Below are 22,751 nucleotides of genomic sequence, written 5' to 3'. Positions count from 1 at the left end.
AAAGATTCTCGCAATTTCCGTTCGCGTAAGCCCCGGCTATCCCCTCATTGAACGACGTCATCCCGGACTTGATCCGGGATCCCGCTTCCTTTTGCACCCCTATTTCCCCTCCAGCCTTTGGCTGAAATAGACCATCTGCATCGCCTGCAACCGGGCGCCCTGCTCGATATCGGCGTCGCCCGAATGGCCGCCGGCGGTATCCTCGTAGAAGAGATAGGGCAGGCCATGATCCTTCAGCCGCGCGGCGAACTTGCGCGCATGCTGCGGCCCGACCCGGTCGTCCTTGGTCGTGGTCCAGATATAGGGCGTGGGATAGGTCCCCCCCTTGCGGATATTGGCATAGGGCGAAATCTTCTCGAGGAACGCCTTTTCCTCCGGCACCGACACGCTGCCATATTCATCGACCCAGGATGCACCGGCCGCGATCTGCTCGTATCGGATCATGTCGAGCAGCGGCACCTGGATCACCACCCCGTTCCACAACTCGGGATGCTGGTTGAACTCCACCCCCATCAGCAGCCCGCCATTGGATCCGCCATAGATGCCGAACTTCTGCGGGCTCGACAGCTTGCGCGTGAATATATCCTGCGCCACCGCCGCGAAATCATCATAGATGATCTGGCGCCTGGTCTTGAGGCCCGCCTCATGCCAGGCCGGGCCGAACTCGCCGCCGCCGCGGATATTGGCCAGCACGAAACTATTGCCCCGCTCCAGCCACAGCTTGCCGGTGATCGCGGCATAGCTGGGCGTCATCGGCACCTCGAAGCCGCCATAGGCGGTCATGATCGTCGGCGTGCTGCCGTCGGGCGTCATCCCCTTCTTGTGGACGATGAAATAGGGAATCTTGGTCCCGTCGCTCGACACTGCCTCGAACTGCTCGACCACCAGCCCCGCCGCATCGAACCGCGCCGGCATCGCCTTCACCTGCACCGGTTTCGGGTCGGCCGCGTCCATCGTCCATAATGTCGTCGGCGCCAGGAAGCCCGCGACGCTCAGATAGACCTTGTCGCTCTTGTCGGATGCGGCGACCGTGCTGATCGTCGCATTGTCGGGCAGGTCGACCGGCTGCGCGCTCCATCCCTTTGCCCCGCGCGCATAGACCCGCACCCGCCCGCGCACATTGTCATTGAGGCTCAGCACGACCCGGTTCTTCGTCGCCACCACCCTGTCGATCGACTGGCGTGGCGTCGGCGCGAACAAAATCTCGGGCGCCAGCACCCCGCCCTCCTGCAACGCTTTCAGCGCCACGCTCGCCAGCGCCCCCGCCGGCACGGTTACGCCGCCGCTCTGCCACGCCTCGCTGGTCTGGATCAGCACCTGCCCGTCGACCATGCCCTGCAACTGGCTTTTGGCCGGCAGCGCCAGCCGCTTCGTCCCCTGCGCCGTCAGCAGCCAGGTCTCGTTGCCGAAGAAGGTGACGCCGCGAAACAGGAAGGCCGCCCGATTGCCCTGGCCATCGCTCAGCAGGATGGGCATCGACATCAGCTGGTCGCTCGCCGCGCCGCGAAACAGCTCCTGTGCGTCGTCCAGTTTCTGCCCGCGCTTCAGCGTCTTGATGATGAAGGGGTAGCCCGATTTGGTCAGGCTTTCCGCCCCCCAGTCGCGCGACAGCAGCAGCCTATCCTTGTCCAGCCATTCGGCATTCTGCTTGGCATTGGGAATGTCGAACCCGCCCGGCACGAACCGGCCGTCGACCAGGTCGAACTCGCGCAGCCGCACAGCATCCTCGCCGCCGTCCGACAGCGCCAGCAGCGCGATCCGTTCCTCGGGGTCGAGGATGGTGGCGCCCTTCCACACCCATTTCCTGCCTTCCGCTCTGGACAAGGCATCCAGGTCCAGCACCGTCGTCCAGCTCGGCGACGCCGATGCATAATCAGCCTCGGACGTATAACGCCACACGCCCTGCGGATGGTCGGCATCGCGCCAGAAATTATAGATGCGGCCGTGGATCAGCATCGGCATCGCGATCCGGTCCTTGGCCGATGCGATCGCCAGCGCTTGCCTGTAATAGCCGGCATAGCGCGGATCGCCCTGCAGCGTGACGACGGTCGCCTTGTTCTCCGCCTCCACCCACTGCATTGCGCGCGGCCCGGTCCAGTCCTCCAGCCAGACGAACGGATCGTCGGCAGGCGCGTCGGGGGCGGGCGCAGCAGCGCCGGTCAGCAGGGCAGCAGAAACCATCGTCAAAAACCTCTTCATTGCGCCCCGCTCATTGTCCTCAATCCCGCGCGAGCTGTCCCCGCAGGTAACGCCGTCGCAGCACCGCCCCCGCCACCAGCAAGGGCAGTGCCGCAGCACAGGCGACCAGCCCCAGCAGCATCGGCGACCAGCCCATCAGGCTGTGAACGCCAAAGGCCGACGGCAGGATCAGCAGCAGCGCCCCCAGCGTCAGCAGCCACAGCCCCCAGCGCCGCGGCCGCACCGCCACCATCCGCATCTCATGCCGCAACGCCTTGCGCCGGGCTTTCTCGGAATCGGGATGGGGTGGCTGGCTGTTCCGCACGATCGGCCTCTTGCTGTGGCCCTTCCCAATTATGGTTTCCATCGCCCCGGCGCAAGGCAAGCGGATCGCGAGGGGCTTCCCCTGCCGCCGCGCTTGCGCTATCCAATGCCCATATCCCCGGGGGACCGTCCGCAGACGGTTGAGAGGCGGCTTTGTGGCCGCGACCCGCTGAACCTGATCCAGTTGACACTGGCGTAGGGAGGGAAGCGCGTCGTGCCACTCGCCCCGTGACACCGCCCGCACTCTCTTTCCGCCTGAAGGAGAGAGACAATATGGCAGACGTCCCCGCCCGCACCGAAATGCGCGTTACTACGGGAGCCATTCGCGGCTCGAAGAAGATCCATGTCGGCCCGCGCAAGGTCGCCATGCGCGAAATCCATCTGGAACCGGGCAGCGGCGAGCCGCCGGTCCGAGTCTATGACACGTCCGGCCCCTATACCGATCCGGACGCGCATATCGACATCATGGCCGGCCTCCAGCAGCTGCGCCGCGACTGGATCCGCGAGCGCGACGATGTCGAGGAATATGACGCGCGCGAAATCCGACCGGAAGATAATGGCCTCAAAGGCCCCGATCGCTCGGGCGGCGTCCAGCCTTTCCCCAATGTCGTGAAGCGCCCGCTGCGCGCCAAGCCCGGCATGAACGTCTCCCAGATGCATTATGCCCGGCGCGGCATCATCACCCCGGAAATGGAATATGTGGCGGAGCGGGAGAATCTCGGCCGCGCCCGCCTGAAGGAATATGTCCGCGACGGCGAAAGCTGGGGCGCCTCCATCCCCGACTATGTGACGCCCGAATTCGTCCGCGATGAAGTCGCCCGTGGTCGCGCCATCATCCCGTCCAACATCAATCACCCGGAATCCGAGCCGATGGCAATCGGTCGCAATTTCCTGGTGAAGATCAACGCCAATATCGGCAACAGCGCTGTCGCCTCCGATGTCGCGTCCGAAGTCGACAAGCTGGTCTGGTCGATCCGCTGGGGCGCCGACACGGTGATGGACCTCTCCACCGGCCGCAACATCCACGACACACGCGAATGGATCATCCGCAACTCGCCCGTGCCGATCGGCACCGTCCCCATCTATCAGGCGCTCGAAAAGGTCGGCGGCATCGCCGAGGAGCTGACCTGGGATATCTTCCGCGATACCCTCATCGAACAGGCCGAACAGGGCGTCGACTATTTCACCATCCATGCGGGCGTGCGCCTCGCCTATATCCCGATGGCGGCCAGGCGCGTCACCGGCATCGTCTCGCGCGGCGGATCGATCATGGCGAAATGGTGCCTGGCGCACCACAAGGAGAGCTTCCTCTACGATCATTTCGACGAGATTACGGAGATCATGAAGGCCTATGACATCGCCTATTCGCTGGGCGATGGCCTGCGCCCCGGCTCGATCGCCGACGCCAATGACGAAGCCCAATTCTCCGAACTCTACACGCTGGGCGAACTGACCCACCGCGCCTGGAAACAGGATGTGCAGGTGATGATCGAAGGGCCGGGTCATGTGCCCATGCACAAGATCAAGGAGAATATGGAAAAGCAGCTCCAGGTCTGCGGCGAAGCGCCCTTCTATACGCTGGGGCCGCTCACCACCGACATCGCGCCGGGCTATGACCATATCACCAGCGGGATCGGCGCGGCGCAGATCGGCTGGTATGGCACGGCGATGCTCTGCTACGTCACGCCCAAGGAGCATCTGGGCCTGCCCGACCGCGACGATGTGAAGGTCGGCGTCGTCACCTACAAGCTGGCCGCCCACGCCGCCGACCTTGCCAAGGGGCATCCGGCCGCCAAGGTCCGCGACGACGCGCTCAGCCGCGCCCGCTTCGAATTCCGCTGGCGCGACCAGTTCAACCTGTCGCTCGATCCCGATACGGCCGAACAATATCATGACCAGACCCTGCCGGCCGAGGGCGCCAAGTCGGCCCATTTCTGCTCCATGTGCGGCCCCAAATTCTGCTCGATGAAGATCACGCAGGAAGTGAGGGACTTTGCGGCAAAGAAGAACCAGCCCGCCGACGGCTTCCTCGAAGCGGGCCTGACCGGCGCGGAAGTGGCGGAAGCCAGCAAGGCCGCGGCCTTGAAAGGCATGGAAGAGATGAGCAAACTCTTCAAGGAAACCGGCAGCGAACTCTATATGGGCGCTGGTGGCAGGGAGCATGATTGATGTCGAATTGGGCGCAGCGTTTCTGGGATAGGCTGCGCCCGACTGCGCCCGACTGCGCCCGACTGCGCCTAGTCGCTCGTCATCTGAACAGTTGCATCAGGGGCGTTGGCGCTGTGTCAATTGTGACCGGGAACATAGCTGGCCCTTCGATCTTGCCGCAAATGCCCCTGACCCTTGGCCGCATGCCACTGATTATGAGCCTAACGGTGCGCTCAGGATGGACGGGGATTTCCTGTCGGAGGATTTTTGCGTTCTGAACGGAGAGCATTTCTTCGTTCGGGCCGTGATGACCATTCCCGTTCATGGCATGGCCGATGATTTCGGCTTTGGCTGCTGGTCAACGCTGTCCCGGCAAAATTTTGAGAAATATGTGGACGCCTTCGACTCGCCGCGCCCCTCGCAGGAGGAATTATGGAGCGGTTGGCTCTGCAATCGAATGGCAGACTTTGTCGAGGATGATCCCTTTGGCGTATGGGTCCAACTTCGCCCCGGCAGGCAGCGCCCGCTTCTCTGGGCCATGGACGACGATCATCCTTTGGCTCTTGCCCAGGAGAACGGGATCAGCGTGGACCAACTTGTGAAGATATTTCGGCACTATGATCATGGGCCGGAAGCATGATCCTGATGCCGGTAGCATGTCCCGTGGACGTGCGGCCCCTGCTAATAATGATACCGGCAACTCAGCACTTCCAGCGCCTGCGTGTCGCCTGATCCGCTGACCCGATAGACCAGCCGATGCTCGCCAGTGATGCGCCTTGACCACCAGCCGGCCAGGTTCTGCCGCAATGGCTCCGGCTTGCCCGTGCCGCGAAACGGATCGCGGCGGCATTCCTCGATCAGCGCGTTGATCCGTGCCAGCACCTTGGGATCATCCGCTGCCCAGGCGACATAGTCGCGCCAGGCCTGGCCCCCGAAGACGATCTTCACGGCGCGATCAGCTCATGCTCCTCGCCGAGCCCGGCATCCAGTTGCCTGATGCCCTCCAGCAGATGATGGGCATTGGCGGGCGACGCCAGCAGGTGCAGCGTCTCCTGCATGCCTTCCCATTCGCTTTGCGAAATCATCACCACGCCCTCACCCTTGGGCCGCACGATCTGGATCGGCGCCTTGTCGGCGACGACACGGTCGAGCACGGCCTTGAGATTGGCGCGGGTTTCGGAAACGCTGACGGTCTGCATGAAAGACATGTACTAAATTATGTACAAAATCGCAAGATATCGACCATCTCGCTCCCTGACACCCCGGCGCCAATATCCTCTGTCCTACATGGCGATCCTCTGATCTACCCTGGGGAATGACACAGAACCTCCCCGCTCGCCCGCCCGCGCAGCCCGCGCCGGCGCTCTTCGCCCCCGCCCGCTGGACCCCGGCCCGGCAGCGAACCTTCCTGACCGCCCTCTACCAGAGCGGCAGCGTGGCGCAGGCCGCGCGCATGGTCGGCATGTCGCCGTCCAGCGCGCATCGCCTGCGCCGCCGCCTCGCCGGCACCGCCTTCGACCGGGACTGGAGCAATGCGCTGGCGCTCCATGCCCAGGCGATGGCCGACCCGATCGCCACCCAGCTCCGCCCCCAGGCCGCGACGCGGCGCTGAGGCATATCGGTGCAAAACAGGCGCAAAGCTGTCGCGTCGCCGGGGCGTCATGGGCGCATTATGCGTCGCCCCGGTGGCGCGTTCTGATGCAGAACAGGCGCGTGGGCGACGCGCGGCCGGTGCAAGGCCGGCGCAAATCCCCCGAAAAGGTCGATAACGCTGTGAACTTCGGGCGTGACCCTGGGGCGAACCGGCGTCCGTCCGCCGGTTCAGGCTTCCAGCATGCGCAGGGTGCGGCGCTTCTTCCAGTCGAGCACCACCTGGATGCGCATGCTCCAGCTGCCGTCCCAGTCGACCGCCAGGTCATGCGCGTCCAGCTGGGCGGCGATCCGCCGGCCGATGTCGAGCGCCGCCGCCTCGCCCGCTGCGCAGGCACCGTAATTGAGGTAGAGCGCCTCGCCCTCGACCGCCGCCTCGGTGTCCTGCATGTGGAAAAAGGCATAGCCCTCGGCCGGGCGGCCTTCGCCGATCGCTTCCTCGATCTCGTCCCAGATCTCGATCGCGCCGCAACTGCCGCAGCAGGTGAAATTCTGCCGCGCGATCACGCCCTCGGCCTCCAGCGCGGCAAAGGCCGCGTCCAGCCGGTCGCAATCGGTCATGTCGGGCCAGGCCTTTTCGGCGGCATTATGCTCGGCCAGCGCCTGACGCAGCGCGGCCGATGCCTCGCGGCGCAGGGTCGGGCCGGGCAGTTCCTCGACGAACGTGTCGTGGGCGGCGGTCAGGATCGCGTCATCGTCATGAAATCCCCCGGCAACATCGCGCCAGACCTGGTCGCGCAGCGCCGCGAGCGGATCATAGGGGGGAAGGGCTGCTTCTTGCTCGGGGGCGTTGGTCTTGCCGAAGATTCGATTCCACAATGCGCCGAACATGCGTTTGCCTGCCTCCCGCGATGCACTTTACTCCGCCCCAACATGGCGTGGCTTCGGGCAAAGGAAAAGGGGGCATTTGACCCATGAATCGCGACAGCTTCACGGTCCGCCGCAGCGATGCCCCCAAATGGCCTGCCGATCCTTACGGCGCGGGTTCCAGCACCACGTCCCAATGATCTTCCGTCACCGCCATGCGCTTGGCTTCCTCGGCATCGAACGCCGCCTTGTCGGGGAACATCCGCGCCTTGGCCGCCGCCATCGCCGCCTTATAGGCTTCGCCGGCACCCACGCCGTCGGCGCCATGCTTGTAGACGATGGTGGTACGCACGTCCCACCGCGTGCTGCCGCCCATATGGGTGAAGGGCATCTCGACCGTGACTTCGCTGATATAGCCCTGTCGCATCATTTCGCGCAGCAACGCCTCATGCTGTTTGTGATAGGTGGTCAGGAACTGGCCCATCCCGCCCCATTTGACGCGGTAGTAATTTTCCACCTTCAGCGGGCCGTCGGCGGGTGCCGCGGTCTGGGCGGTGGCGGGCGCGGCGGCCAGGCTGGCGAGCAGGATCAGGGCAGGGGGGAAACGCATCGGGCAGGAGGCCTTTCGCAAGGGGAAGTATCTGCCTTTCCAGACGGATCAGCCGCCAATTTCCGCGCCCGTGGTGCAATCGGCCTTGCTCGCTGCCGCCTCCCGCCCCACCATGGAGGCATTCTCCTCCCGCAAAGGACCGCCGATGACCCGCCACCGCCTCTGGACCGTCCTGACCCTGCCCGTACTCCTGTCTGCCGCGCTGGCCGCCTGCAGCGGCGAGAAGAACAGCCCGGCCGACAACGCCGCCGACAATGCGGTCAACGCGGTCGAAAATGCCATGGCCAACGCCGCCAACGCGACCAATGCCGCCGCGCCCAAAGCCGACGCCTTCAGTCCCTATGTCGGCAAATATCCCTCCGACAAGGTCGGCGCCCATAGCTGGAACGACGATCCCGCCGTGGTCGCGGCGGTGAAGGCGGCGGTCGCGGACAAGGCGGTGCGCAATTGGGTGCTGGAAGAGGGCGGTCCCGCTTCGCCGATCGCGACCGTCGACGGCAAGGTCGCGGCCTGGGCGTGCGAAACCCATAATTGCGGCCCGCACCAATGGCTGACCCTGGTTGATCCGGCCAGCGGCACGGCGGAGGTCTGCTATTATGACGAGTCCGTCGATGCCCAGTCGACCCGCTGGTTCAAGGCCGGCCAGGAGGAAAAACGTCCTGGCCAATGCCCGCAAATTTCAAGCTGATCGGGGTGGAGGCAACCGCGCCGTCTTACCCCTCCCGCTCGCGCGCCTTGACCTTGCGGACTTCTGCCAGCTGGCCCATCAGGATGGTCAGCGCGTCGCGTTCCGTCTGGGGCAGGTCGCGTGCCTCGAAATGGCGGATCAGCACTTCGAGCGCATCGCCTATCCGGCCGATCTGCCGGCCATAGCTGCCGACCTCGTTCAGTACCGTGCGCTCTATGTCCGGGCGTGCCGTCTGGCCGAGCGCGATATTGATGAGGCCGACCTGACCGCCGCTCTGCGTCCAGGTCAGGGGATTGATCGCCTGCCACAAACGTTCGGGGGCCAATGCTACGCTGAAGGGTTCCATGCCGTGCTCCTTGTCGGGGAAGGATGACGGAGGCGAAGCCTGCCATGGGCGCCGTATCGGGGCAAGATGCTGTCCTACAGCAGCCCGCTTTGCTATCCTTGCCACCCGGTTCCCGACTTTTCGATAGGATCAGCGGGGCGCAAGAAAATGTCAGAATGTGCGGGAAATGTGCGAAGTTAAGCGGATGATCCAACAAGGGACGCTTTTGCGTGGTCGGCCGGATGGCCGCGCCACTGGATTGCCGCCCGTCATGCCCTAAATAGCGACAAATGCCCCCAGCCACGCCCGATTCCACGCCCCTTCCGCCCGCCTGGGCCACGCTGCGGCGCTTCATTCCCTATCTCTGGCCGGCCGATGCGCCGGCGCTGCGCCGCCGTGTCGCGGTGGCGCTGGCGCTGGTCGCGCTGGCCAAGGTCGTCACCCTCGCCATGCCCTTCGCCTATAAGGGCGCGATCGACCGGATGGCGCCGGGGCTGGAGCCGGCCGCCGGCCTCGCCATGGCGCTGGTCGTCGCCTATGCCGGCGCGCGCTTTGGCGGCGTGCTGTTCGACAATCTGCGCAACGCCATTTTCGAGAAGGTCGGGCAGGAAGCGGGCCGGCGCCTGGCCGACGATGTCTTCGTCCATCTCCACCGCCTGTCGCTGCGCTTCCATCTCGACCGCCGCACCGGCGCCGTCACCAAGATCGTCGAGCGCGGCACCAAAAGCATCGACACGATGCTCTATTTCCTGCTGTTCAACATCGCGCCGACGGTGCTGGAACTGCTTGCCGTCTGCGCCATCTTCCTGGTGAAGTTCGGCCCCGGCCTGGTCGCCGCGACGCTGGCCATGGTCGCCCTCTATATCTGGTTCACCCGGCTCGTCACCGAATGGCGCAACCAGTTGCGCCGCGACATGGTGGACATGGACACCAGTGCCGTTGCCCACGCCGTCGACAGCCTGCTCAATTTCGAGACGGTCAAATATTTCGGCGCGGAGGAGCGCGAGGCGCGGCGCTACGGCGCCGCCATGCGCCGCTATGCCAAGGCGGCTGTAAAGTCGGAAAACAGCCTCGCCTGGCTCAATATCGGCCAGTCGCTGATCACCAACCTGATGATGGGCGGGGCGATGGCCTATACCGTCTGGGGCTGGAGCCGGGGGCAATTTTCCACCGGCGACGTGGTGCTGGTGAACACGCTGTTGTCACAGCTGTTCCGTCCGCTCGACCTGCTCGGCATGGTCTATCGCACCATCCGCCAGGGCCTGATCGACATGGAGGCGATGTACAAGCTGATCGATACCGAGACCGAAGTTGCCGACGTGCCTGGTGCCCCGGCGCTGCAGGTAGCCGGCGGCGCGGTCCGCTTCGACGCTGTCCGCTTCGGCTATGATCCCGAGCGTGAAATCCTCCATGGCGTCAGCTTCGCGGTGCCGGCGGGCAAGACGCTGGCCATCGTCGGTCCATCGGGCGCGGGCAAGTCGACCATCGCCCGCATCCTGTTCCGCTTCTACGATATCCAGGGCGGCACCGTGTCGATCGACGGGCAGGATATCGCCGCCGTGTCGCAAGCCTCGCTGCGCGCCGCGATCGGTATCGTGCCCCAGGACATGGTGCTGTTCAACGATACGGTCGGCTATAATATCGGCTATGGCCGCGAGGGCGCGAGTCAGGATGAGATCGAGGCGGCGGCCAAGGCAGCCTCGATCCATGACTTCATCATGAGCCTGCCGCAGGGCTATGACACCCGCGTCGGCGAGCGCGGCCTCAAGCTGTCGGGCGGCGAGAAACAGCGCGTCGCTATCGCCCGCACCCTGCTGAAAGACCCGCCGGTGCTGGTGCTGGACGAGGCGACCAGCGCACTCGACAGCCGCACCGAGACCGAGATCCAGACCGTGCTGCGCGACATCAGCCGCAAGCGCACGACATTGGTGGTGGCCCATCGCCTGTCGACCGTGGTTGATGCCGACGAGATCATCGTGCTGGACGCCGGCCGCATCGTCGAGCGCGGCCGCCATGCCGATCTGGTCCGCGCCGACGGTCTCTACGCCACCATGTGGGCGCGCCAGGCGACCGAGCGCGACGACATGCCCGAAGAGCCGGGGATCGAGGACATGTTCGAGGTCGCCCCGCAATAGCAACGCCCCCTCCCGCTGGGGGAGAGGGCGTCCAGGCATATGCGACGATAATTAGTTCTGCGTCGTCACCGTGGTGGTCGTGCGTTCCGCAACCGTGGTCGGTGCGGCCTTCTTCTTGACCACGGTGGTCGTGCGCTTGTGCGCGCTGCTCCGCGATGGTGCGGCCTTGACCGTTTCGGTGGTCACGGTGGTGGTCGGCGAAGTGGCGGCGGCGAGCGATGCCGAAGTCTGTGCGGCCTTGGCATCGGCCGCTGCCGAGGCGGCGGCCCGTTCGGCGGCGTCGGCGCGGGCATTGGCGGCATCGGCCTGCATCTGCGCGCTGGCAGCCGTCTGCGCCTAGATCTGCGCGTCGGCGTCGGCCTGTTGCTTATTCTCGCCGATCGCCATGTCGGCGGCCTGTTGGGCATCGATGGCGGACGCGATCGCCTTCTGCTCCTTGCCGCTCTTCAGTTCTTCCTGCGCCAGGCGCAGCGACGCCTGCGCACGGGACAGCAGGTCGGGCGATGCGTTGAGCTTGGTCGCTGCGTCGATCTTGCCCTGTGCCTGGGAGATGGCGGCCAGTGCCCGTTCCTCATCTCCAGCAAAGGCCGGCGTGCTGGTCAGAAAAAGTGCGGATGCAGCCAATAGGCTGCCAATGACGGACCCGTTCTTATGCATGTTCTTCTCCTGTCATTATCTTATGACGGCTCGAAAAACGTGCCTGTATACTCGCCAGTTCCTCCGACTGGCGAAGCAGAGCCTCGCTTCATCCCCGAAAAGGCGGTTTGGTCATCGCTCGCTGATCTGCGTCAGCGGATCGAGCCGGGCCTGCCAGCCCAGCCGGTCCAGTTCGGGCGTATCGGCGACCGCTTCGGGATGGCCCAGGCATAGCAGGGCGGCGAAGGTCCAGCCGTCGGGCACCGCCAGCGTCCGCGCGACGAAGGCGGGGTCGAGGATCGACACCCAGCCGAGCGCCAGCCCGCGCGCCCGTGCCGCCAGCCACAGCGTATGGATCGCCAGCACCACCGAATGGAGCCGGGTCTGCGGCATGGTCGCCGCGCCCAGCCCCGCGCCGGCCTGCGTCGCATCGTCGCAGAAGACCGCGATGATTTCCGGCGCCTCGCCCAGCCCGTGCAGCTTCAGCGCGCGATAGGCGTCATGCCGGGTCGCGTCGGCGATCTGGCTGGTGGCCCGCTCCCGCTCGGCATCGACATGATCGGCCAGCGCATTGCGCAGCGCCGGCGTCTTTACCCGGACGAAGCGCCAGGGCTGGCTGTTGCCGACCGACGGCGCCAGTTGCGCCAGCGTCAGCAGTTCCAGCACCATCGCCTCGTCCAGCGGATCGGTGCGGAAATGGCGCACGTCGCGGCGCCAGGTCAGCAATTCCGTCAGCGTCGCGCAGAAATCGGGATCGAAGGCCTGCATCAATATTCGATGCCGGCCTGCGCCTTCACCCCGCTGCGGAAGGGATGCTTGATCATGGTCATTTCGGTGACCAGGTCGGCCGCCTCGATCAGCGCCTCGGGCGCGTTGCGGCCGGTGACGACGACATGTTTCATCTCGTCCCTGGCAGTCAGCACCGCCAGCACCTCGTCCAGCGGCAGATAGTCATAGCGCAGCACGATATTGAGCTCATCGGCCAGCACCATGGCATAATCGGGGTCGGCGACCATGCGCTTCACCTCGTCCCACGCCTCGCGCGCCAGCGCGATGTCGCGGCTGCGATCCTGGGTGTTCCAGGTGAAGCCCTCGCCCATCGGCTTGAACTCGATCTGCTCGGGGAAGGCATCGAACACCGCCTTCTCGCCGGTGGTCATCGCGCCCTTCACGAACTGGACCACGCCGACCTTCTTGCCATGGCCGATCATGCGAACGACCATGCCCAGCGCCGCCGTGGTCTTGCCCTTGCCCTTGCCGGTATGGACGATCAGCAGGCCCTTTTCCTGGGTCTTGGTCGCCATGATCTTGTCATGGGCGGCCTGCTTCTTCTTCATCTTTTCCGCATGCTGTTCGTCGGTGCGTTCGACCATCGTCACTCTCCTGCAAGCTGGGCGAGCAGCATGCCCGCGCTGTTCGATCTGGGTTTCCACAGGCCGCGTTCCAGCGCCTCGGCCAGCCGTGCGGCGGTCTCGCGCAGGGCGGCGGGATTGGCGTCGGCCATGAAGGCGCGCACCGCCTCATCCTCAATGAAGGCGGCATGGACGGCGTCGAAATGATGGTCGCGCACCGCATGGGTGGTGGCGGCGAAGGCGAAGAGATAGTCGACCGAGGCGGCGATCTCGAACGCCCCCTTGTAACCATGGCGCATGACGCCAGCGATCCATTTGGGGTTGGTGACGCGGGCGCGGACGATGCGGCCGATCTCGTCCTCCAAGGTGCGGATCACCGGCCGTTCCGGGCGGCTATGGTCGTTATGATAGCTGAGCGGCTTGGCGCCTTTCAGATGCTCGATGGCGGCGGTGATGCCGCCTTCGAACTGATAATAATCGTCGCTGTCGAGCAGGTCATGCTCGCGATTATCCTGGTTCTGGACCACCGCATCGGCCTGCGCCAGGCGGGTGGCGAACAGGCTGCGTTCGCTGTCGCCCTCCATCCCCGCGCCATAGGCATAACCGCCCCAGTCGAGATAGACGTCCGCCAGGTCGGCGCGGCTGTGCCAGATCTTCTCGTCGATCATCGCCTGCAACCCCGCGCCATAGGCGCCGGGCTTCGATCCGAACACGCGGGTGCCGGCGCGGCGTGCGGCCTCCACAGCATCGGCACCGTCCGCCACCAGCGCCGCCTGTTCGGCGCGATGCCGGGCGGCGGCGGGATTATCCTCGTCCGGCTCATCGAGCGCCATGACCGCGCGGGCGGCGCTGTCGATCAGGTCGATCTGTTCGGGGAAGGCGTCGCGGAAGAAACCGGAGACGCGCAGCGTCACATCTACACGCGGCCGACCGAGTTCTGCCAGGGCCATCATCTCGAAGCCGACGACCCGCCCCGAACTCCATTCCCAGCGCGGCCGCACCCCCATCAGCGCCAGCGCCTGGGCGATGTCGTCGCCGCCGGTGCGCATGTTGGCCGTGCCCCAGGCGGACAAAGCGATGGCGCGGGGATAGTCGCCCTCGCGCTGGAGATAATCGTCGACCAGCAATTGCGCCGATCGTTGGCCCAGATCCCAGGCGACGGCGGTCGGCACCGCGCGGGTATCGACCGAGAAGAAATTGCGGCCGGTCGGCAGCACGTCGGGACGCCCCCGCGTCGGCGCGCCCGACGGCCCCGGCAGCACGAACCGTCCGTCGAGCCCGGCCAGCAGGGCCGCCGCCTCTCGTGGGCCACAGGCATCGACGCGCGGCGCCAGATCATCGGCGATCGCCGCCAGCACCGCCGCGCTGGCCGGGCCGACCGGCGCCGCGCCGTCGACCAGCGCCGCCGCCAGCAATTCCAGCCGCTCGACCATGTCGCCATGGGTGCGCCAGGCATCTGTGGATAAGTCCGCCAGCACCGCTGGGCGCGGCCCGTGCCACGGGGCGCCCAGCCCACAATCGAGCGGATCGAAACCGAGCCCCAGATCATCGGCCAGCGCGCGCAGCAAGGAGGCCTGCCCCGGATGATCCAGGCCACGCGGCGTGCGCGCCAGCGCGATCAGCAGGTCGCGCCGCAGCCGCCGCTGCGGCGAGGCGGTGAAGACATGCAGCCCGTCGCGGATCTGCAATTCCTTCAGCTCACACAGATAATTGTCGATCGCGGCGAGCGCGTCGTCATCGTCGCCGGCGGCACCCGCATCCTTGTCCAGCCCCTGGCTGCGGGCGAGGTCGATGATATCGCGGCGCAACCGGTCGAGCCGGCGCGGGTCCATGCCGGCGGCAAGATAATATTCGTCCACCAGCGCTTCGAGCTGCTTGAGCGGCCCATAGCTTTCCGCGCGCGTCAGCGGCGGGGTCAGATGGTCGAGGATGACGGCGCCGATGCGGCGCTTGGCCTGCGTCCCCTCGCCCGGATCATTGACGATGAAGGGATAGAGTTGCGGCACCGGCCCGGCGCAGATTTCGGGGAAGCAGTCGGCCGAGAGCGACACCGCCTTGCCCGGCAGCCATTCCAGATTGCCATGCTTGCCGACATGGACCAGCGCCTGCGCGCCGAAATCCTGCGCCAGCCAGACATGGAAGGCGAGATAGGCATGCGGCGGCGGCAGCGCGGGGTCATGATAGCTGCTCTTGGGATCGATATTATAGCCGCGCGCCGGCTGCACCGCGATCGCGACATGGCCGAAGCGATGGACGGCAAGGCGAAAGGCGCCGTCCCGCACGAAGGGATCGGCCTCGGGCGGTCCCCAGCGATCGACCATGGCGTTGCGCGCGCTGGCCGGCAGGGCGGCAAGGGCGGCGCGATAGCTATGGAGCGACAGGCTGACCTCGCCCGGCCGGCCGATCGACGCCCGGTCATTGGTGACGCCGCCGGTCATCAGCCGCATCAGCGCAGCGCCGTCGCGCGGGGCGTCGTCGATCGCATAGCCGGCCTCGCCCAGCCGGCACAGGATCGCGGCGGCGCTGGCCGGCGTATCGAGGCCGACGCCATTGCCGATCCGCCCGTCGCGATTGGGATAATTGGCCAGCACAAGCGCGACCCGGCGCTCGGTCGGCGCAGTGCGGCGCAGTGCCGCCCAGTTGCGCGCCAGATCGGCGACGAAGGCAACCCGGTCCGGCGCGACGCGCGGCACGACGATGCCGCACTGGGTGCGTTCATCGAACCGCTCGGCCGCCTTGAAGGCAACGGCGCGGGTGAAGAGGCGGCCGTCCACTTCGGGCAGGGCGACATTCATCGCCAGGTCGCGCGGGCCAAGGCCACGGGCGGACCCGCGCCAGCTGCCTTCCTCGACCCCGGCAAAGGCGGTCTGCAGGATCGGGCAGTCGGCCTGTTCCAATATGCCCGGCACGCGCGGCTCGGACGAAGAGGAGGCGGCGAAGCTGGTCGCATTGACGATGATGTCGGGCGCGATGTCGGCCAGCAGCCCGCCGAGCCAGTCGCGCACGAACGGCTCGCGCAGCGCGCGGACATGCACGGCGGCGACGTTGAAGCCGCGCGCGCCAAGCGCCGCGACCATCGCATCGACCGCGCTCAGAGTGCCCGCGACCACCAGCGCGCGATAGAAGATCAGCAGCGCCACCGGCCGCCCCTCGACCCAGGTCGCGCGCAGTTCGGCCACGCCGGGCCGGTCATGGCCGGGCAGATAGAGGCCCGCATCGGCGATCGGCAGCGGATGGTCGGGCTCGCCCGCATCCGCGCCGATCAGCCGGGCGGCGCAGCGCAGGAAGGACAGCGCATTGGCGGTGCCGCCCTGGCGCAGATAGTCGCGCAACTGCTCGCGCATCGCCGCCGACACGGTGGAGGCGAGGTCCAGCGCCGCGTCGCCCTCGCGCCCGTCGGCGATCGCGGCGAAGGCGATGCCCCGTTCGCGCGCGACCTGCGCAATCTCGTCCACGCCATAGGGCCAATAGCTTTTGCCGCCGAGCAGGATGACGCAGACGAAGCGCGCCCTGGCGATCACCTTCTCGACATAGAGGTCGACCGAATAGGGGTGCTTGAGCTGCAGTAGATTGGCCAGCCGCACGCTCGGCGCATCATCGGGCAGGCGCGCGGCGGCGGCGGCGAAACAGGCGAGGTCGCTGTCCGCCACGGTCAGGATGACGATGTCGCCGGGCGGCTGGTCGAGGTCGATCGCCTCCTCGCCGTCGCTGATCGTTCCCGGCGTGGCGGACAGAAGATGCATCAGCCGAGCACGGCCTGGATGTCGGCTTCGATCGCGGCGCGGTCCAGCCCCTTCTGGCCGATCACCACCAGCTGGGTGCGGCGCGCTTCCTGCGGCTGCCAGGGGCGGTCGAAGAAATGCTGGATGCGCGGGCCGACCGCCTGCACGACGAGGCGCATCGGCTTGCCGGCGACCGCGACCATGCCCTTGACGCGCAGCACGTCATGCCGGGCGATCAGCGCGGACAGCGCCTGCACCAGCGTGTCGGGATCGGCCACGGCATCGCCGTCGACGACGAAGCTGTCGAAATCATCATGATCATGATCCTCGCCCTCCGCCTCATGGTGGGAGGGGCGGGCGTCGAGATCATCCTCCGCCGCCGCGACGATGCCCAGCAGCGCGCCGATGTCGACCGCGCCATGGGCGGCGCGGACGATCTTCACGCCAGGCCGCGTCTCGGCATCGACCTGCGCCTCGACCGCGGCCAGCGTGTCGGCATCGACCAGGTCGCTCTTGTTCAGCACCACCATGTCGGCACAGGCGAGCTGATCCTCGAACAATTCCTCCAGCGGGCTGTCATGGTCCAGATTGGGGTCGGCGGCTCGCGCGGCGGCCAGCGCCGCCTCGTCCGTGGCAAAACGGCCGGCGGCGACCGCATCGGCATCGATCAGCGCGACGACGCCGTCCACCGTGGCGCGGGTGCGGATGTCGGGCCACTGGAACGCCTTGACCAGCGGCTTGGGCAGGGCCAGCCCCGACGTTTCGATGATGATATGGTCGGGCGGGCTCGGCCGGTCGAGCAGCGCGGTCATGGTCGGCAGGAAATCGTCGGCGACGGTGCAGCAGATGCAGCCATTGGCCAGCTCGACGATATCCTCTTCGGGGCAGGCGGCGTCGTTGCAGCCCTTCACCAGTTCGCCGTCGACGCCGACATCGCCAAATTCGTTGATGATGAGGGCGAGGCGGCGCCCCTTCGCATTTTCCAGCAGATGGCGGATCAGCGTGGTCTTGCCCGCGCCCAGGAAGCCGGTGATGACGGTGGTCGGAATCTTGGCAGATGCAGTGTTGGCCATGACAAATACTCGCGCGCCGGAGCAACCGGGGCGGGAGCAAACCGGGCGCGCACGCACGGCCGGCCCGCATCGCGGACGGGCGCTTGTTCGCCCGCAGATGCGTGACCGCGCGGCTCCAGCCGCCAACCTGTCGCTCAGACGGAACACCGTGCCCCGGCCATCCCCTGGACCAAAGCAAGAGCGACCTAAACGCCGGCAGGTCTCCTGGCTTGCGGGTCATAGCGGGAGGAACGGCCTTCCCAGGCCTCGCAGGATTTAGCGTCCGGCCCAGTGGCTGCTGATCCCGCATCGGGGACAGCTTTGTTCATCACGCTCGCCGCTCACAGTTGCAGGGACAGCTGCGGACTTGGATGCCATGGCATCCGCACCGCCTTCCCATTTTAAGCCCCCGTGGGGGCACCGGCGCGATCATGTCGGGACGATGCGAAGCGCCGTCCCTGGGCCGGTTCCTAGTCGCTTTGGGCAGCGGTGACAATCCAGCCATCGGCGATGGCGAGCGGCCAGGGCGCAATGCGCTGGCCGACGCACGGCCCGCCGACACAGACTCCATCTTCGCGGCGGAAAATGGCGCCGTGCCAGCTACAGCGGATATGGCTGCCATCCGGGGTCAGATAATCATCGAGCTGCTGGGCGAGCGGCAGGCCGGCATGGGGGCATTGGTCGACAAAGCCGGCGACATGATCGCCATCCCGCACGGCAAAGCCATGGAAGCGGCCGGCCCGCATCTGCAGCACGAAATTGCGCGCCTTGCCATCGGCCATCTGGTCGATCGGGCAGAGGCGCACTCCCGCCGGCGTCGCGAACAGGCGCGTGTCCCTGTCGTTCATGCGTTAGCGTCGGGCTGGCGATCGGGGTGCGCGGCGGCAAAGGCGGGGAGCGCGCATGCCGCCGCGTCCACGGCGCACAGCCGCGGAAAGGGCGTCAGGTCGACGCCGAAGCGCCGGGCATTGTAGAGCTGGGGCACGAAATGGCAGTCGGCGAAGCTGGGGCTGTCGCCGAAGGCGAAACGGCCGCCATGGCGCGCAACCAGCGTTTCGAGCGCGGCGAAGCCCTCGCCGATCCAACGCGCGATCCAACCCTGCACCTGATCCTCGCTGGCGCCAAAATCCTGCCGCAGCGCCTGCAATATGCGCAGATTGCCGAGCGGATGGATATCGCAGGCGATGATGCCGGCCATGGCACGGACGATCGCGGCATCGCCGGGATCGGCGGGCAGCAAGGCCGGCTGCGCCCAGCGGGCCTCGATCCATTCGAGGATCGCGCCGCTCTGGGTCAGCACGGTGTCGCCATCGACCAGTGCGGGCACCAGCCCTTGCGGCGCGATCGCCCGATAGTCGGGTGCCCGCTGCGCGCCGCTCCGCAGATCATGGGTGACCTGCGCATAGTCGACGCCCTTCAGGCTGAGGGCGATCCGCACGCGATAGCTCGCGCTCGATCGCCAATAGCCATGAAGGATGAGGTCGCTCATCGCGCCGGCACGATCATCGCGTGGCATTCGCCAAAGCCGATCGACACATGGCCGGGGGCCGACGCGGTGGCGCGCAATGTCACCTCGTCGCCATCCTCCAGGAAGCAGCGCGTCTCGCCCGATGGCAGGCTGATCGGCTCGCGCCCGCCGCTGCTGATCTCCATCAGGCTGCCATAGCCCTCGCGCGTCGGGGCGGAGATGGTGCCGCTGCCGAGCAGATCGCCGGGCATCAGGTTGCAGCCATTGGAGGCATGATGGGTGACGATCTGGCTGACGGTCCAGTACATGTTGCTGGCCGGACCCTGGCTGAGCCGCATCGGCGGCTGGCCCGCGTCGCGCATCGCCTGGGTGGAGAGATAGACTTCCAAGGTCAGCGCCAGCGCGCCATGGGCCTGATCGTCGGCATCGCTGAGATAAGGCAACGGCGCCGGGTCGCCGTCCGGCCGGGGCGGCTGGGCGATGCGGAACGGCGCCAGCGCCTCGGGCGTCACCACCCAGGGCGAAATGGTCGAATGGAAATTCTTGGCGAGGAACGGCCCAAGCGGCTGATATTCCCATGCCTGGAAATCGCGCGCCGACCAGTCGTTGAGCAAGCAGAAGCCGGCGACATGATCGGCCGCCTCGCTGATGGGGATCGGGCTGCCCAGATCATTGCCGGCGCCGATCCACACGCCCAGTTCCAGCTCATAGTCGAGCCGGGCGGTCGGGCCGACCAGCGGCACATCGGCCTCGGGCGGCTTGCGCTGGCCGCGCGGACGGACCAGCGGATCACCCGACGGGCGGATAGAGGACGCCCGGCCATGATAGCCGATCGGCACATATTTATAATTGGGCAGCAGCGGATTATCGGGCCGGAACTGGCGGCCGATATTGTTGGCGTGATGGATGCCGACATAGAAGTCGCTATAGTCGCCGATCCGCGCCGGTAGGTGCAGCATGCAGTCGGCGGCCCGGTGCAGCAGCGGCTCGACAGCCGGGCGATGGACCGGGTCCGACAGTAAAATGCTGATCCGGCGGCGCAGGGCGACCCGCTCCGCCACTGGCAGCGCCATCAGCGCATTGAGCTGGTCTTCCAGCAGCGGCGCGCAATCGATCAGCCCGGCGCGAACGCAACCGGCCAGGTCCAATATCGCGTCGCCGATCGCGACACCGGCGCGCGGGGCTTCGCCAGCAGGCGAGAACAGGCCATAGGGCAGGTTCTGGATCGGAAAGTCGCCATGATCCTGCGCGCTGTCAACCCAGCTGGTGCGGGCGGGATCATGGGTCTCGTCTATGTGCCAATAGCTCATGGGGTCTCGTTCATCGGGGGAAGCTGGGCCTTGCGGAAGCCGGACCAGCAATCATCATAATCGGGTTGCAGCAGCGGGCTTTCCATCGCCCAGCGCGTCGGGCGCAGCACCATGCGGCTTTCGAACATGAAGGCCATGGTGTCGGCGATGCGCTGGGGCGCCAGGTCGGCGGCGATCGCCTTGTCATAGCTCGCCCGGTCGGGGCCATGTCCGGCCATGCCATTGTGCAGCGACGCGCCGCCGGGCGCGAAACCGCCTGCCTTGGCATCATATTCGCCATGGATCAGCCCCATCAGCTCGCTCATCACATTGCGGTGGAACCAGGGCGGCCGGAAGGTGTCCTCCGCCACCATCCAGCGCGGCGGGAAGATGACGAAGTCGATATTGGCGGTGCCCGGCGTCTCGCTGGGCGAGGTCAGCACCGTGAAGATCGACGGATCGGGATGGTCGAAACTGACCGTGTTGATCGTGTTGAAACGGGTCAGGTCATAGCGCAGCGGCGCCAGATTGCCGTGCCAGGCGACGACATCGAACGGGCTGTGGTCGAGCATGGTTATCCACAGGCGGCCCATATATTTCTGCACCAGCGTATAAGGCCGCTCGACATCCTCATAGGCTGCGACCGGCGCCTCGAAATCGCGGGGATTGGCGAGGCCATTGGCGCCGATCGGGCCGAGATCGGGCAGGCGAAAGGACGCGCCGTAATTTTCGCAGACATAGCCGCGCGCCGCGCCCTCGGTCAGCTCGACCCGGAAGCGGACGCCACGCGGGATCAGCGCGATCTGCAACGGCGCGACGTCGATCACGCCCAGTTCGGTGACGATGCGCAGCGCGCCCTGCTGCGGCACGATCAGCATCTCGCCATCGGCGCAGACGAAGGCGCGGTCGATCATAGAGGCGGTCGCGGCATAGAGATGCACGGCGCAGCCCTGGTCCGCCGCGACATCGCCATTGCCGGCATAGCTGGTGAGGCCATCGATGAAATCGACATCACCCTGCGGCAGCGGCAGCGGGTTCCAGCGCAGCCGGTTGGGCGATGGCGGCACTTCGTCGAACGGCGCGCTGCGCAGCAAGGCTGCATCATCATAAGGCGCGAACGGCGGATGCGATGCCGCCGGCCGCATGCGATAGAGCCAGCTGCGCCGGTTCTCCGCTCGCGGCGCGGTGAAGGCGGTGCCGGACAATTGCTCGGCATAAAGGCCATAGGGGACACGCTGGGGCGAATTGCGCCCCACCGGCAGCGCGCCGGCCACCGCCTCGGTCGAAAAATGATTGCCGAAGCCGCTCATCATCCGGGGCGGCGCGTCACTCATCGACGGTGATCACGCCGCGACGGATCTGGTCCAGCTCGATCGATTCATAGAGGGCCTGGAAATTGCCATTGCCAAAGCCCTCATTGCCCTTGCGCTGGATGATCTCGAAGAAGATCGGGCCGAACATCGTCTCGGTAAAGATCTGCAGCAAGATGCCCTCCTCACCGACATTGCCGTCGATCAGAATGCGGTTGCGCTTCAGTCGTTCCAGATCCTCGCCATGGCCCGGCACGCGCTGGTCGACCAGCTCATAATAGGTCTCGATCGTGTCTTGCAGCCGCACCCCGCGCGCGCGCAGCCGCTCGACCGTGTCATAGATGTTGGCGGTGGTCAGCGCGATATGCTGGATGCCCTCGCCATTATAGTCGCGGATGAACTCCTCGATCTGGCTCTTGTCGTCCTGGCTCTCGTTCAGGGGAATGCGGATCGCCTTGTCCGGCGCGATCATCGCCTGGCTGAACAGGCCGGTCGCCTTGCCCTTGATATCGAAATATTTCTGCTCCTCGAAGCCGAAGAGGGTGCGGTAAAATTCGCTCCACACCCGCATCTGGCCACGCTTCACATTGTGGGTCAGATGGTCGAGCAGGTCGAGGCCGACATTGTTGCGCGCTTCGGCTTCCCGCCAGCCGGGGAACTCGGCCCAGTCGGCATAGGGATCGCCGCCATCGGGCATGAAATAGAGATAGGAGCCGCCAATCCCCTGGATCACGGTATCATTCTCGTCCGTCGGCTTGCCGCCATGATCGAGCGCCCAGCGCAGCGCGGCATCGGGATCGGCCACGCGAAACGCCATGGCGCTGGCCGAGGGACCATGTTCGCCACGAAAGGCGGCGACGCGCCCGGCATCGTCGCGGTTGAGCATCAGGTTGATGCGCCCCTGCTTGTAGCGGGTGATGTTCTTGGTCGGGTGCCGATGGGTGGCGGTGAAGCCCAGTTGCTCGAACTGGGCCGCCATCTTCTCGGGCTCGGGTGAGGTGAATTCGACGAACTCGAAGCCGTTGAGGCCCAGCGGGTTGGCGGGATCGTTGGTCAT

23 protein-coding genes and 2 riboswitches are annotated in these 22,751 nt (G+C 66.2%); of the genes, 5 read left to right on the top strand and 18 right to left on the bottom strand.

Going from position 1 to position 22,751, the window contains the following annotated elements; all coding sequences use genetic code 11:
• Window positions 1-99: 99 nt before the first annotated feature.
• Window positions 100-2,199: a prolyl oligopeptidase family serine peptidase gene (locus N6H05_RS03425; protein ID WP_284112718.1), complete on the bottom strand. Its 2,100-nt coding sequence runs from the start codon at window positions 2,197-2,199 to the stop codon at window positions 100-102.
• 19 nt (window positions 2,200-2,218) lie between these two features.
• Complete coding sequence (locus tag N6H05_RS03420; RefSeq protein WP_284112717.1) at window positions 2,219-2,503, bottom strand: hypothetical protein; 285 nt, start codon at window positions 2,501-2,503, stop codon at window positions 2,219-2,221.
• 108 nt (window positions 2,504-2,611) lie between these two features.
• A riboswitch (TPP riboswitch) is annotated at window positions 2,612-2,721 on the top strand.
• Window positions 2,722-2,775: 54 nt separating this feature from the next.
• Between N6H05_RS03420 and thiC the strand changes: the two genes are divergently transcribed.
• Both thiC and N6H05_RS03410 read left to right on the top strand, forming a co-directional pair.
• Window positions 2,776-4,671: a phosphomethylpyrimidine synthase ThiC gene (gene thiC, locus N6H05_RS03415; RefSeq protein WP_284112716.1), complete on the top strand. Its 1,896-nt coding sequence runs from the start codon at window positions 2,776-2,778 to the stop codon at window positions 4,669-4,671.
• 91 nt (window positions 4,672-4,762) lie between these two features.
• Window positions 4,763-5,290 (top strand): DUF2199 domain-containing protein, encoded by a 528-nt coding sequence (locus tag N6H05_RS03410; protein ID WP_284112715.1) that lies wholly within the window; start codon window positions 4,763-4,765, stop codon window positions 5,288-5,290.
• A gap of 41 nt (window positions 5,291-5,331) precedes the next feature.
• Here N6H05_RS03410 and N6H05_RS03405 read toward each other — a convergent pair whose 3' ends face one another.
• Both N6H05_RS03405 and N6H05_RS03400 read right to left on the bottom strand, forming a co-directional pair.
• Window positions 5,332-5,598 (bottom strand): Txe/YoeB family addiction module toxin, encoded by a 267-nt coding sequence (locus N6H05_RS03405; protein ID WP_188084047.1) that lies wholly within the window; start codon window positions 5,596-5,598, stop codon window positions 5,332-5,334.
• Window positions 5,595-5,849, bottom strand: a complete 255-nt coding sequence (locus N6H05_RS03400) for a type II toxin-antitoxin system Phd/YefM family antitoxin (protein WP_284112714.1) — start codon at window positions 5,847-5,849, stop codon at window positions 5,595-5,597. The genes N6H05_RS03405 and N6H05_RS03400 overlap by 4 nt, the downstream gene beginning before the upstream one ends.
• A gap of 116 nt (window positions 5,850-5,965) precedes the next feature.
• Here N6H05_RS03400 and N6H05_RS03395 point away from each other — a divergent pair, with 116 nt between their 5' ends.
• Window positions 5,966-6,262 carry a LysR family transcriptional regulator gene (locus N6H05_RS03395; RefSeq protein ID WP_284112713.1) on the top strand — a complete coding sequence of 99 codons (297 nt, stop codon included), beginning with the start codon at window positions 5,966-5,968 and terminating at the stop codon, window positions 6,260-6,262.
• A gap of 209 nt (window positions 6,263-6,471) precedes the next feature.
• On the opposite strand, the gene N6H05_RS03390 is transcribed toward N6H05_RS03395, so the two are convergent.
• Both N6H05_RS03390 and N6H05_RS03385 read right to left on the bottom strand, forming a co-directional pair.
• Window positions 6,472-7,131, bottom strand: a complete 660-nt coding sequence (locus tag N6H05_RS03390; RefSeq protein ID WP_010335474.1) for a DUF6891 domain-containing protein — start codon at window positions 7,129-7,131, stop codon at window positions 6,472-6,474.
• Between the two features lie 142 nt (window positions 7,132-7,273).
• A complete protein-coding gene (locus tag N6H05_RS03385) occupies window positions 7,274-7,717 on the bottom strand; it encodes a hypothetical protein (RefSeq protein ID WP_017500007.1) in 444 nt (147 codons plus the stop codon).
• Between the two features lie 145 nt (window positions 7,718-7,862).
• Between N6H05_RS03385 and N6H05_RS03380 the strand changes: the two genes are divergently transcribed.
• Window positions 7,863-8,405 (top strand): Ivy family c-type lysozyme inhibitor, encoded by a 543-nt coding sequence (locus N6H05_RS03380; RefSeq protein ID WP_284112712.1) that lies wholly within the window; start codon window positions 7,863-7,865, stop codon window positions 8,403-8,405.
• A gap of 25 nt (window positions 8,406-8,430) precedes the next feature.
• Here the strand turns inward: N6H05_RS03380 and N6H05_RS03375 are convergent, their stop codons facing one another.
• Entirely contained in the window at window positions 8,431-8,751 is a 321-nt protein-coding gene (locus tag N6H05_RS03375; RefSeq protein WP_284112711.1) for a hypothetical protein, read from the bottom strand.
• Window positions 8,752-9,020: 269 nt separating this feature from the next.
• On the opposite strand from N6H05_RS03375, the gene N6H05_RS03370 reads away from it, so the two are divergent.
• Window positions 9,021-10,865 carry an ABCB family ABC transporter ATP-binding protein/permease gene (locus tag N6H05_RS03370; RefSeq protein ID WP_284112709.1) on the top strand — a complete coding sequence of 615 codons (1,845 nt, stop codon included), beginning with the start codon at window positions 9,021-9,023 and terminating at the stop codon, window positions 10,863-10,865.
• A 51-nt stretch (window positions 10,866-10,916) separates the two neighbouring features.
• Here the strand turns inward: N6H05_RS03370 and N6H05_RS03365 are convergent, their stop codons facing one another.
• From N6H05_RS03365 to hppD, 11 genes are all read right to left on the bottom strand, one after another.
• A complete protein-coding gene (locus tag N6H05_RS03365; protein ID WP_284112708.1) occupies window positions 10,917-11,177 on the bottom strand; it encodes a hypothetical protein in 261 nt (86 codons plus the stop codon).
• Between the two features lie 24 nt (window positions 11,178-11,201).
• A complete protein-coding gene (locus N6H05_RS03360; protein ID WP_284112707.1) occupies window positions 11,202-11,522 on the bottom strand; it encodes a hypothetical protein in 321 nt (106 codons plus the stop codon).
• A 111-nt stretch (window positions 11,523-11,633) separates the two neighbouring features.
• Window positions 11,634-12,269 (bottom strand): 5,6-dimethylbenzimidazole synthase, encoded by a 636-nt coding sequence (gene bluB / locus N6H05_RS03355; RefSeq protein ID WP_284112706.1) that lies wholly within the window; start codon window positions 12,267-12,269, stop codon window positions 11,634-11,636.
• Window positions 12,269-12,874: a cob(I)yrinic acid a,c-diamide adenosyltransferase gene (gene cobO, locus N6H05_RS03350; RefSeq protein ID WP_284112705.1), complete on the bottom strand. Its 606-nt coding sequence runs from the start codon at window positions 12,872-12,874 to the stop codon at window positions 12,269-12,271. The genes bluB and cobO overlap by 1 nt, the downstream gene beginning before the upstream one ends.
• A gap of 2 nt (window positions 12,875-12,876) precedes the next feature.
• A complete protein-coding gene (gene cobN / locus N6H05_RS03345) occupies window positions 12,877-16,596 on the bottom strand; it encodes a cobaltochelatase subunit CobN (RefSeq protein ID WP_284112704.1) in 3,720 nt (1,239 codons plus the stop codon).
• On the bottom strand, window positions 16,596-17,648 hold the full coding sequence (gene cobW, locus N6H05_RS03340; RefSeq protein ID WP_284112703.1) for a cobalamin biosynthesis protein CobW: 1,053 nt from the start codon (window positions 17,646-17,648) through the stop codon (window positions 16,596-16,598). Before cobW ends, cobN begins: the two co-directional genes overlap by 1 nt.
• 177 nt (window positions 17,649-17,825) lie before the next feature.
• A riboswitch (cobalamin riboswitch) is annotated at window positions 17,826-18,067 on the bottom strand.
• 30 nt (window positions 18,068-18,097) lie between these two features.
• Complete coding sequence (locus tag N6H05_RS03335; protein ID WP_284112701.1) at window positions 18,098-18,475, bottom strand: Rieske (2Fe-2S) protein; 378 nt, start codon at window positions 18,473-18,475, stop codon at window positions 18,098-18,100.
• Window positions 18,472-19,116, bottom strand: coding sequence for a maleylacetoacetate isomerase (gene maiA, locus N6H05_RS03330; protein WP_284112700.1), 645 nt, complete (start codon window positions 19,114-19,116; stop codon window positions 18,472-18,474). Before maiA ends, N6H05_RS03335 begins: the two co-directional genes overlap by 4 nt.
• Entirely contained in the window at window positions 19,113-20,405 is a 1,293-nt protein-coding gene (gene fahA / locus N6H05_RS03325) for a fumarylacetoacetase (protein WP_284112699.1), read from the bottom strand. Before fahA ends, maiA begins: the two co-directional genes overlap by 4 nt.
• Window positions 20,402-21,718 (bottom strand): homogentisate 1,2-dioxygenase, encoded by a 1,317-nt coding sequence (gene hmgA, locus N6H05_RS03320; RefSeq protein ID WP_284112698.1) that lies wholly within the window; start codon window positions 21,716-21,718, stop codon window positions 20,402-20,404. The genes fahA and hmgA overlap by 4 nt, the downstream gene beginning before the upstream one ends.
• Window positions 21,711-22,751 (bottom strand): 4-hydroxyphenylpyruvate dioxygenase, encoded by a 1,041-nt coding sequence (gene hppD, locus N6H05_RS03315; RefSeq protein WP_136186088.1) that lies wholly within the window; start codon window positions 22,749-22,751, stop codon window positions 21,711-21,713. The genes hmgA and hppD overlap by 8 nt, the downstream gene beginning before the upstream one ends.

Origin of the sequence: Sphingobium sp. WTD-1 (genome assembly GCF_030128825.1) — a bacterium.
GTDB lineage: Bacteria > Pseudomonadota > Alphaproteobacteria > Sphingomonadales > Sphingomonadaceae > Sphingobium.
The sequence above is the reverse complement of the archived record's forward strand: the minus strand, read 5'-3'. Positions and strand labels throughout refer to the sequence as shown.

What these genes read in the sequence shown, in the direction of transcription:
- fahA (WP_284112699.1), bottom strand. Translation starts at nt 20,405, where the DNA reads ATGAGCTATTGGCACATAGACGAGACCCATGATCCCGCCCGCACCAGC.
- N6H05_RS03425 (WP_284112718.1), bottom strand. Translation starts at nt 2,199, where the DNA reads ATGAAGAGGTTTTTGACGATGGTTTCTGCTGCCCTGCTGACCGGCGCT.
- N6H05_RS03380 (WP_284112712.1), top strand. Translation starts at nt 7,863, where the DNA reads ATGACCCGCCACCGCCTCTGGACCGTCCTGACCCTGCCCGTACTCCTG.
- N6H05_RS03400 (WP_284112714.1), bottom strand. Translation starts at nt 5,849, where the DNA reads ATGCAGACCGTCAGCGTTTCCGAAACCCGCGCCAATCTCAAGGCCGTG.
- thiC (WP_284112716.1), top strand. Translation starts at nt 2,776, where the DNA reads ATGGCAGACGTCCCCGCCCGCACCGAAATGCGCGTTACTACGGGAGCC.
- N6H05_RS03385 (WP_017500007.1), bottom strand. Translation starts at nt 7,717, where the DNA reads ATGCGTTTCCCCCCTGCCCTGATCCTGCTCGCCAGCCTGGCCGCCGCG.
- hppD (WP_136186088.1), bottom strand. Translation starts at nt 22,751, where the DNA reads ATGACCAACGATCCCGCCAACCCGCTGGGCCTCAACGGCTTCGAGTTC.
- cobW (WP_284112703.1), bottom strand. Translation starts at nt 17,648, where the DNA reads ATGGCCAACACTGCATCTGCCAAGATTCCGACCACCGTCATCACCGGC.
- N6H05_RS03370 (WP_284112709.1), top strand. Translation starts at nt 9,021, where the DNA reads ATGCCCCCAGCCACGCCCGATTCCACGCCCCTTCCGCCCGCCTGGGCC.
- N6H05_RS03375 (WP_284112711.1), bottom strand. Translation starts at nt 8,751, where the DNA reads ATGGAACCCTTCAGCGTAGCATTGGCCCCCGAACGTTTGTGGCAGGCG.
- maiA (WP_284112700.1), bottom strand. Translation starts at nt 19,116, where the DNA reads ATGAGCGACCTCATCCTTCATGGCTATTGGCGATCGAGCGCGAGCTAT.
- N6H05_RS03335 (WP_284112701.1), bottom strand. Translation starts at nt 18,475, where the DNA reads ATGAACGACAGGGACACGCGCCTGTTCGCGACGCCGGCGGGAGTGCGC.
- hmgA (WP_284112698.1), bottom strand. Translation starts at nt 21,718, where the DNA reads ATGAGTGACGCGCCGCCCCGGATGATGAGCGGCTTCGGCAATCATTTT.
- N6H05_RS03360 (WP_284112707.1), bottom strand. Translation starts at nt 11,522, where the DNA reads ATGCATAAGAACGGGTCCGTCATTGGCAGCCTATTGGCTGCATCCGCA.
- N6H05_RS03390 (WP_010335474.1), bottom strand. Translation starts at nt 7,131, where the DNA reads ATGTTCGGCGCATTGTGGAATCGAATCTTCGGCAAGACCAACGCCCCC.
- cobN (WP_284112704.1), bottom strand. Translation starts at nt 16,596, where the DNA reads ATGCATCTTCTGTCCGCCACGCCGGGAACGATCAGCGACGGCGAGGAG.
- N6H05_RS03395 (WP_284112713.1), top strand. Translation starts at nt 5,966, where the DNA reads ATGACACAGAACCTCCCCGCTCGCCCGCCCGCGCAGCCCGCGCCGGCG.
- N6H05_RS03365 (WP_284112708.1), bottom strand. Translation starts at nt 11,177, where the DNA reads ATGCAGGCCGATGCCGCCAATGCCCGCGCCGACGCCGCCGAACGGGCC.
- cobO (WP_284112705.1), bottom strand. Translation starts at nt 12,874, where the DNA reads ATGGTCGAACGCACCGACGAACAGCATGCGGAAAAGATGAAGAAGAAG.
- bluB (WP_284112706.1), bottom strand. Translation starts at nt 12,269, where the DNA reads ATGCAGGCCTTCGATCCCGATTTCTGCGCGACGCTGACGGAATTGCTG.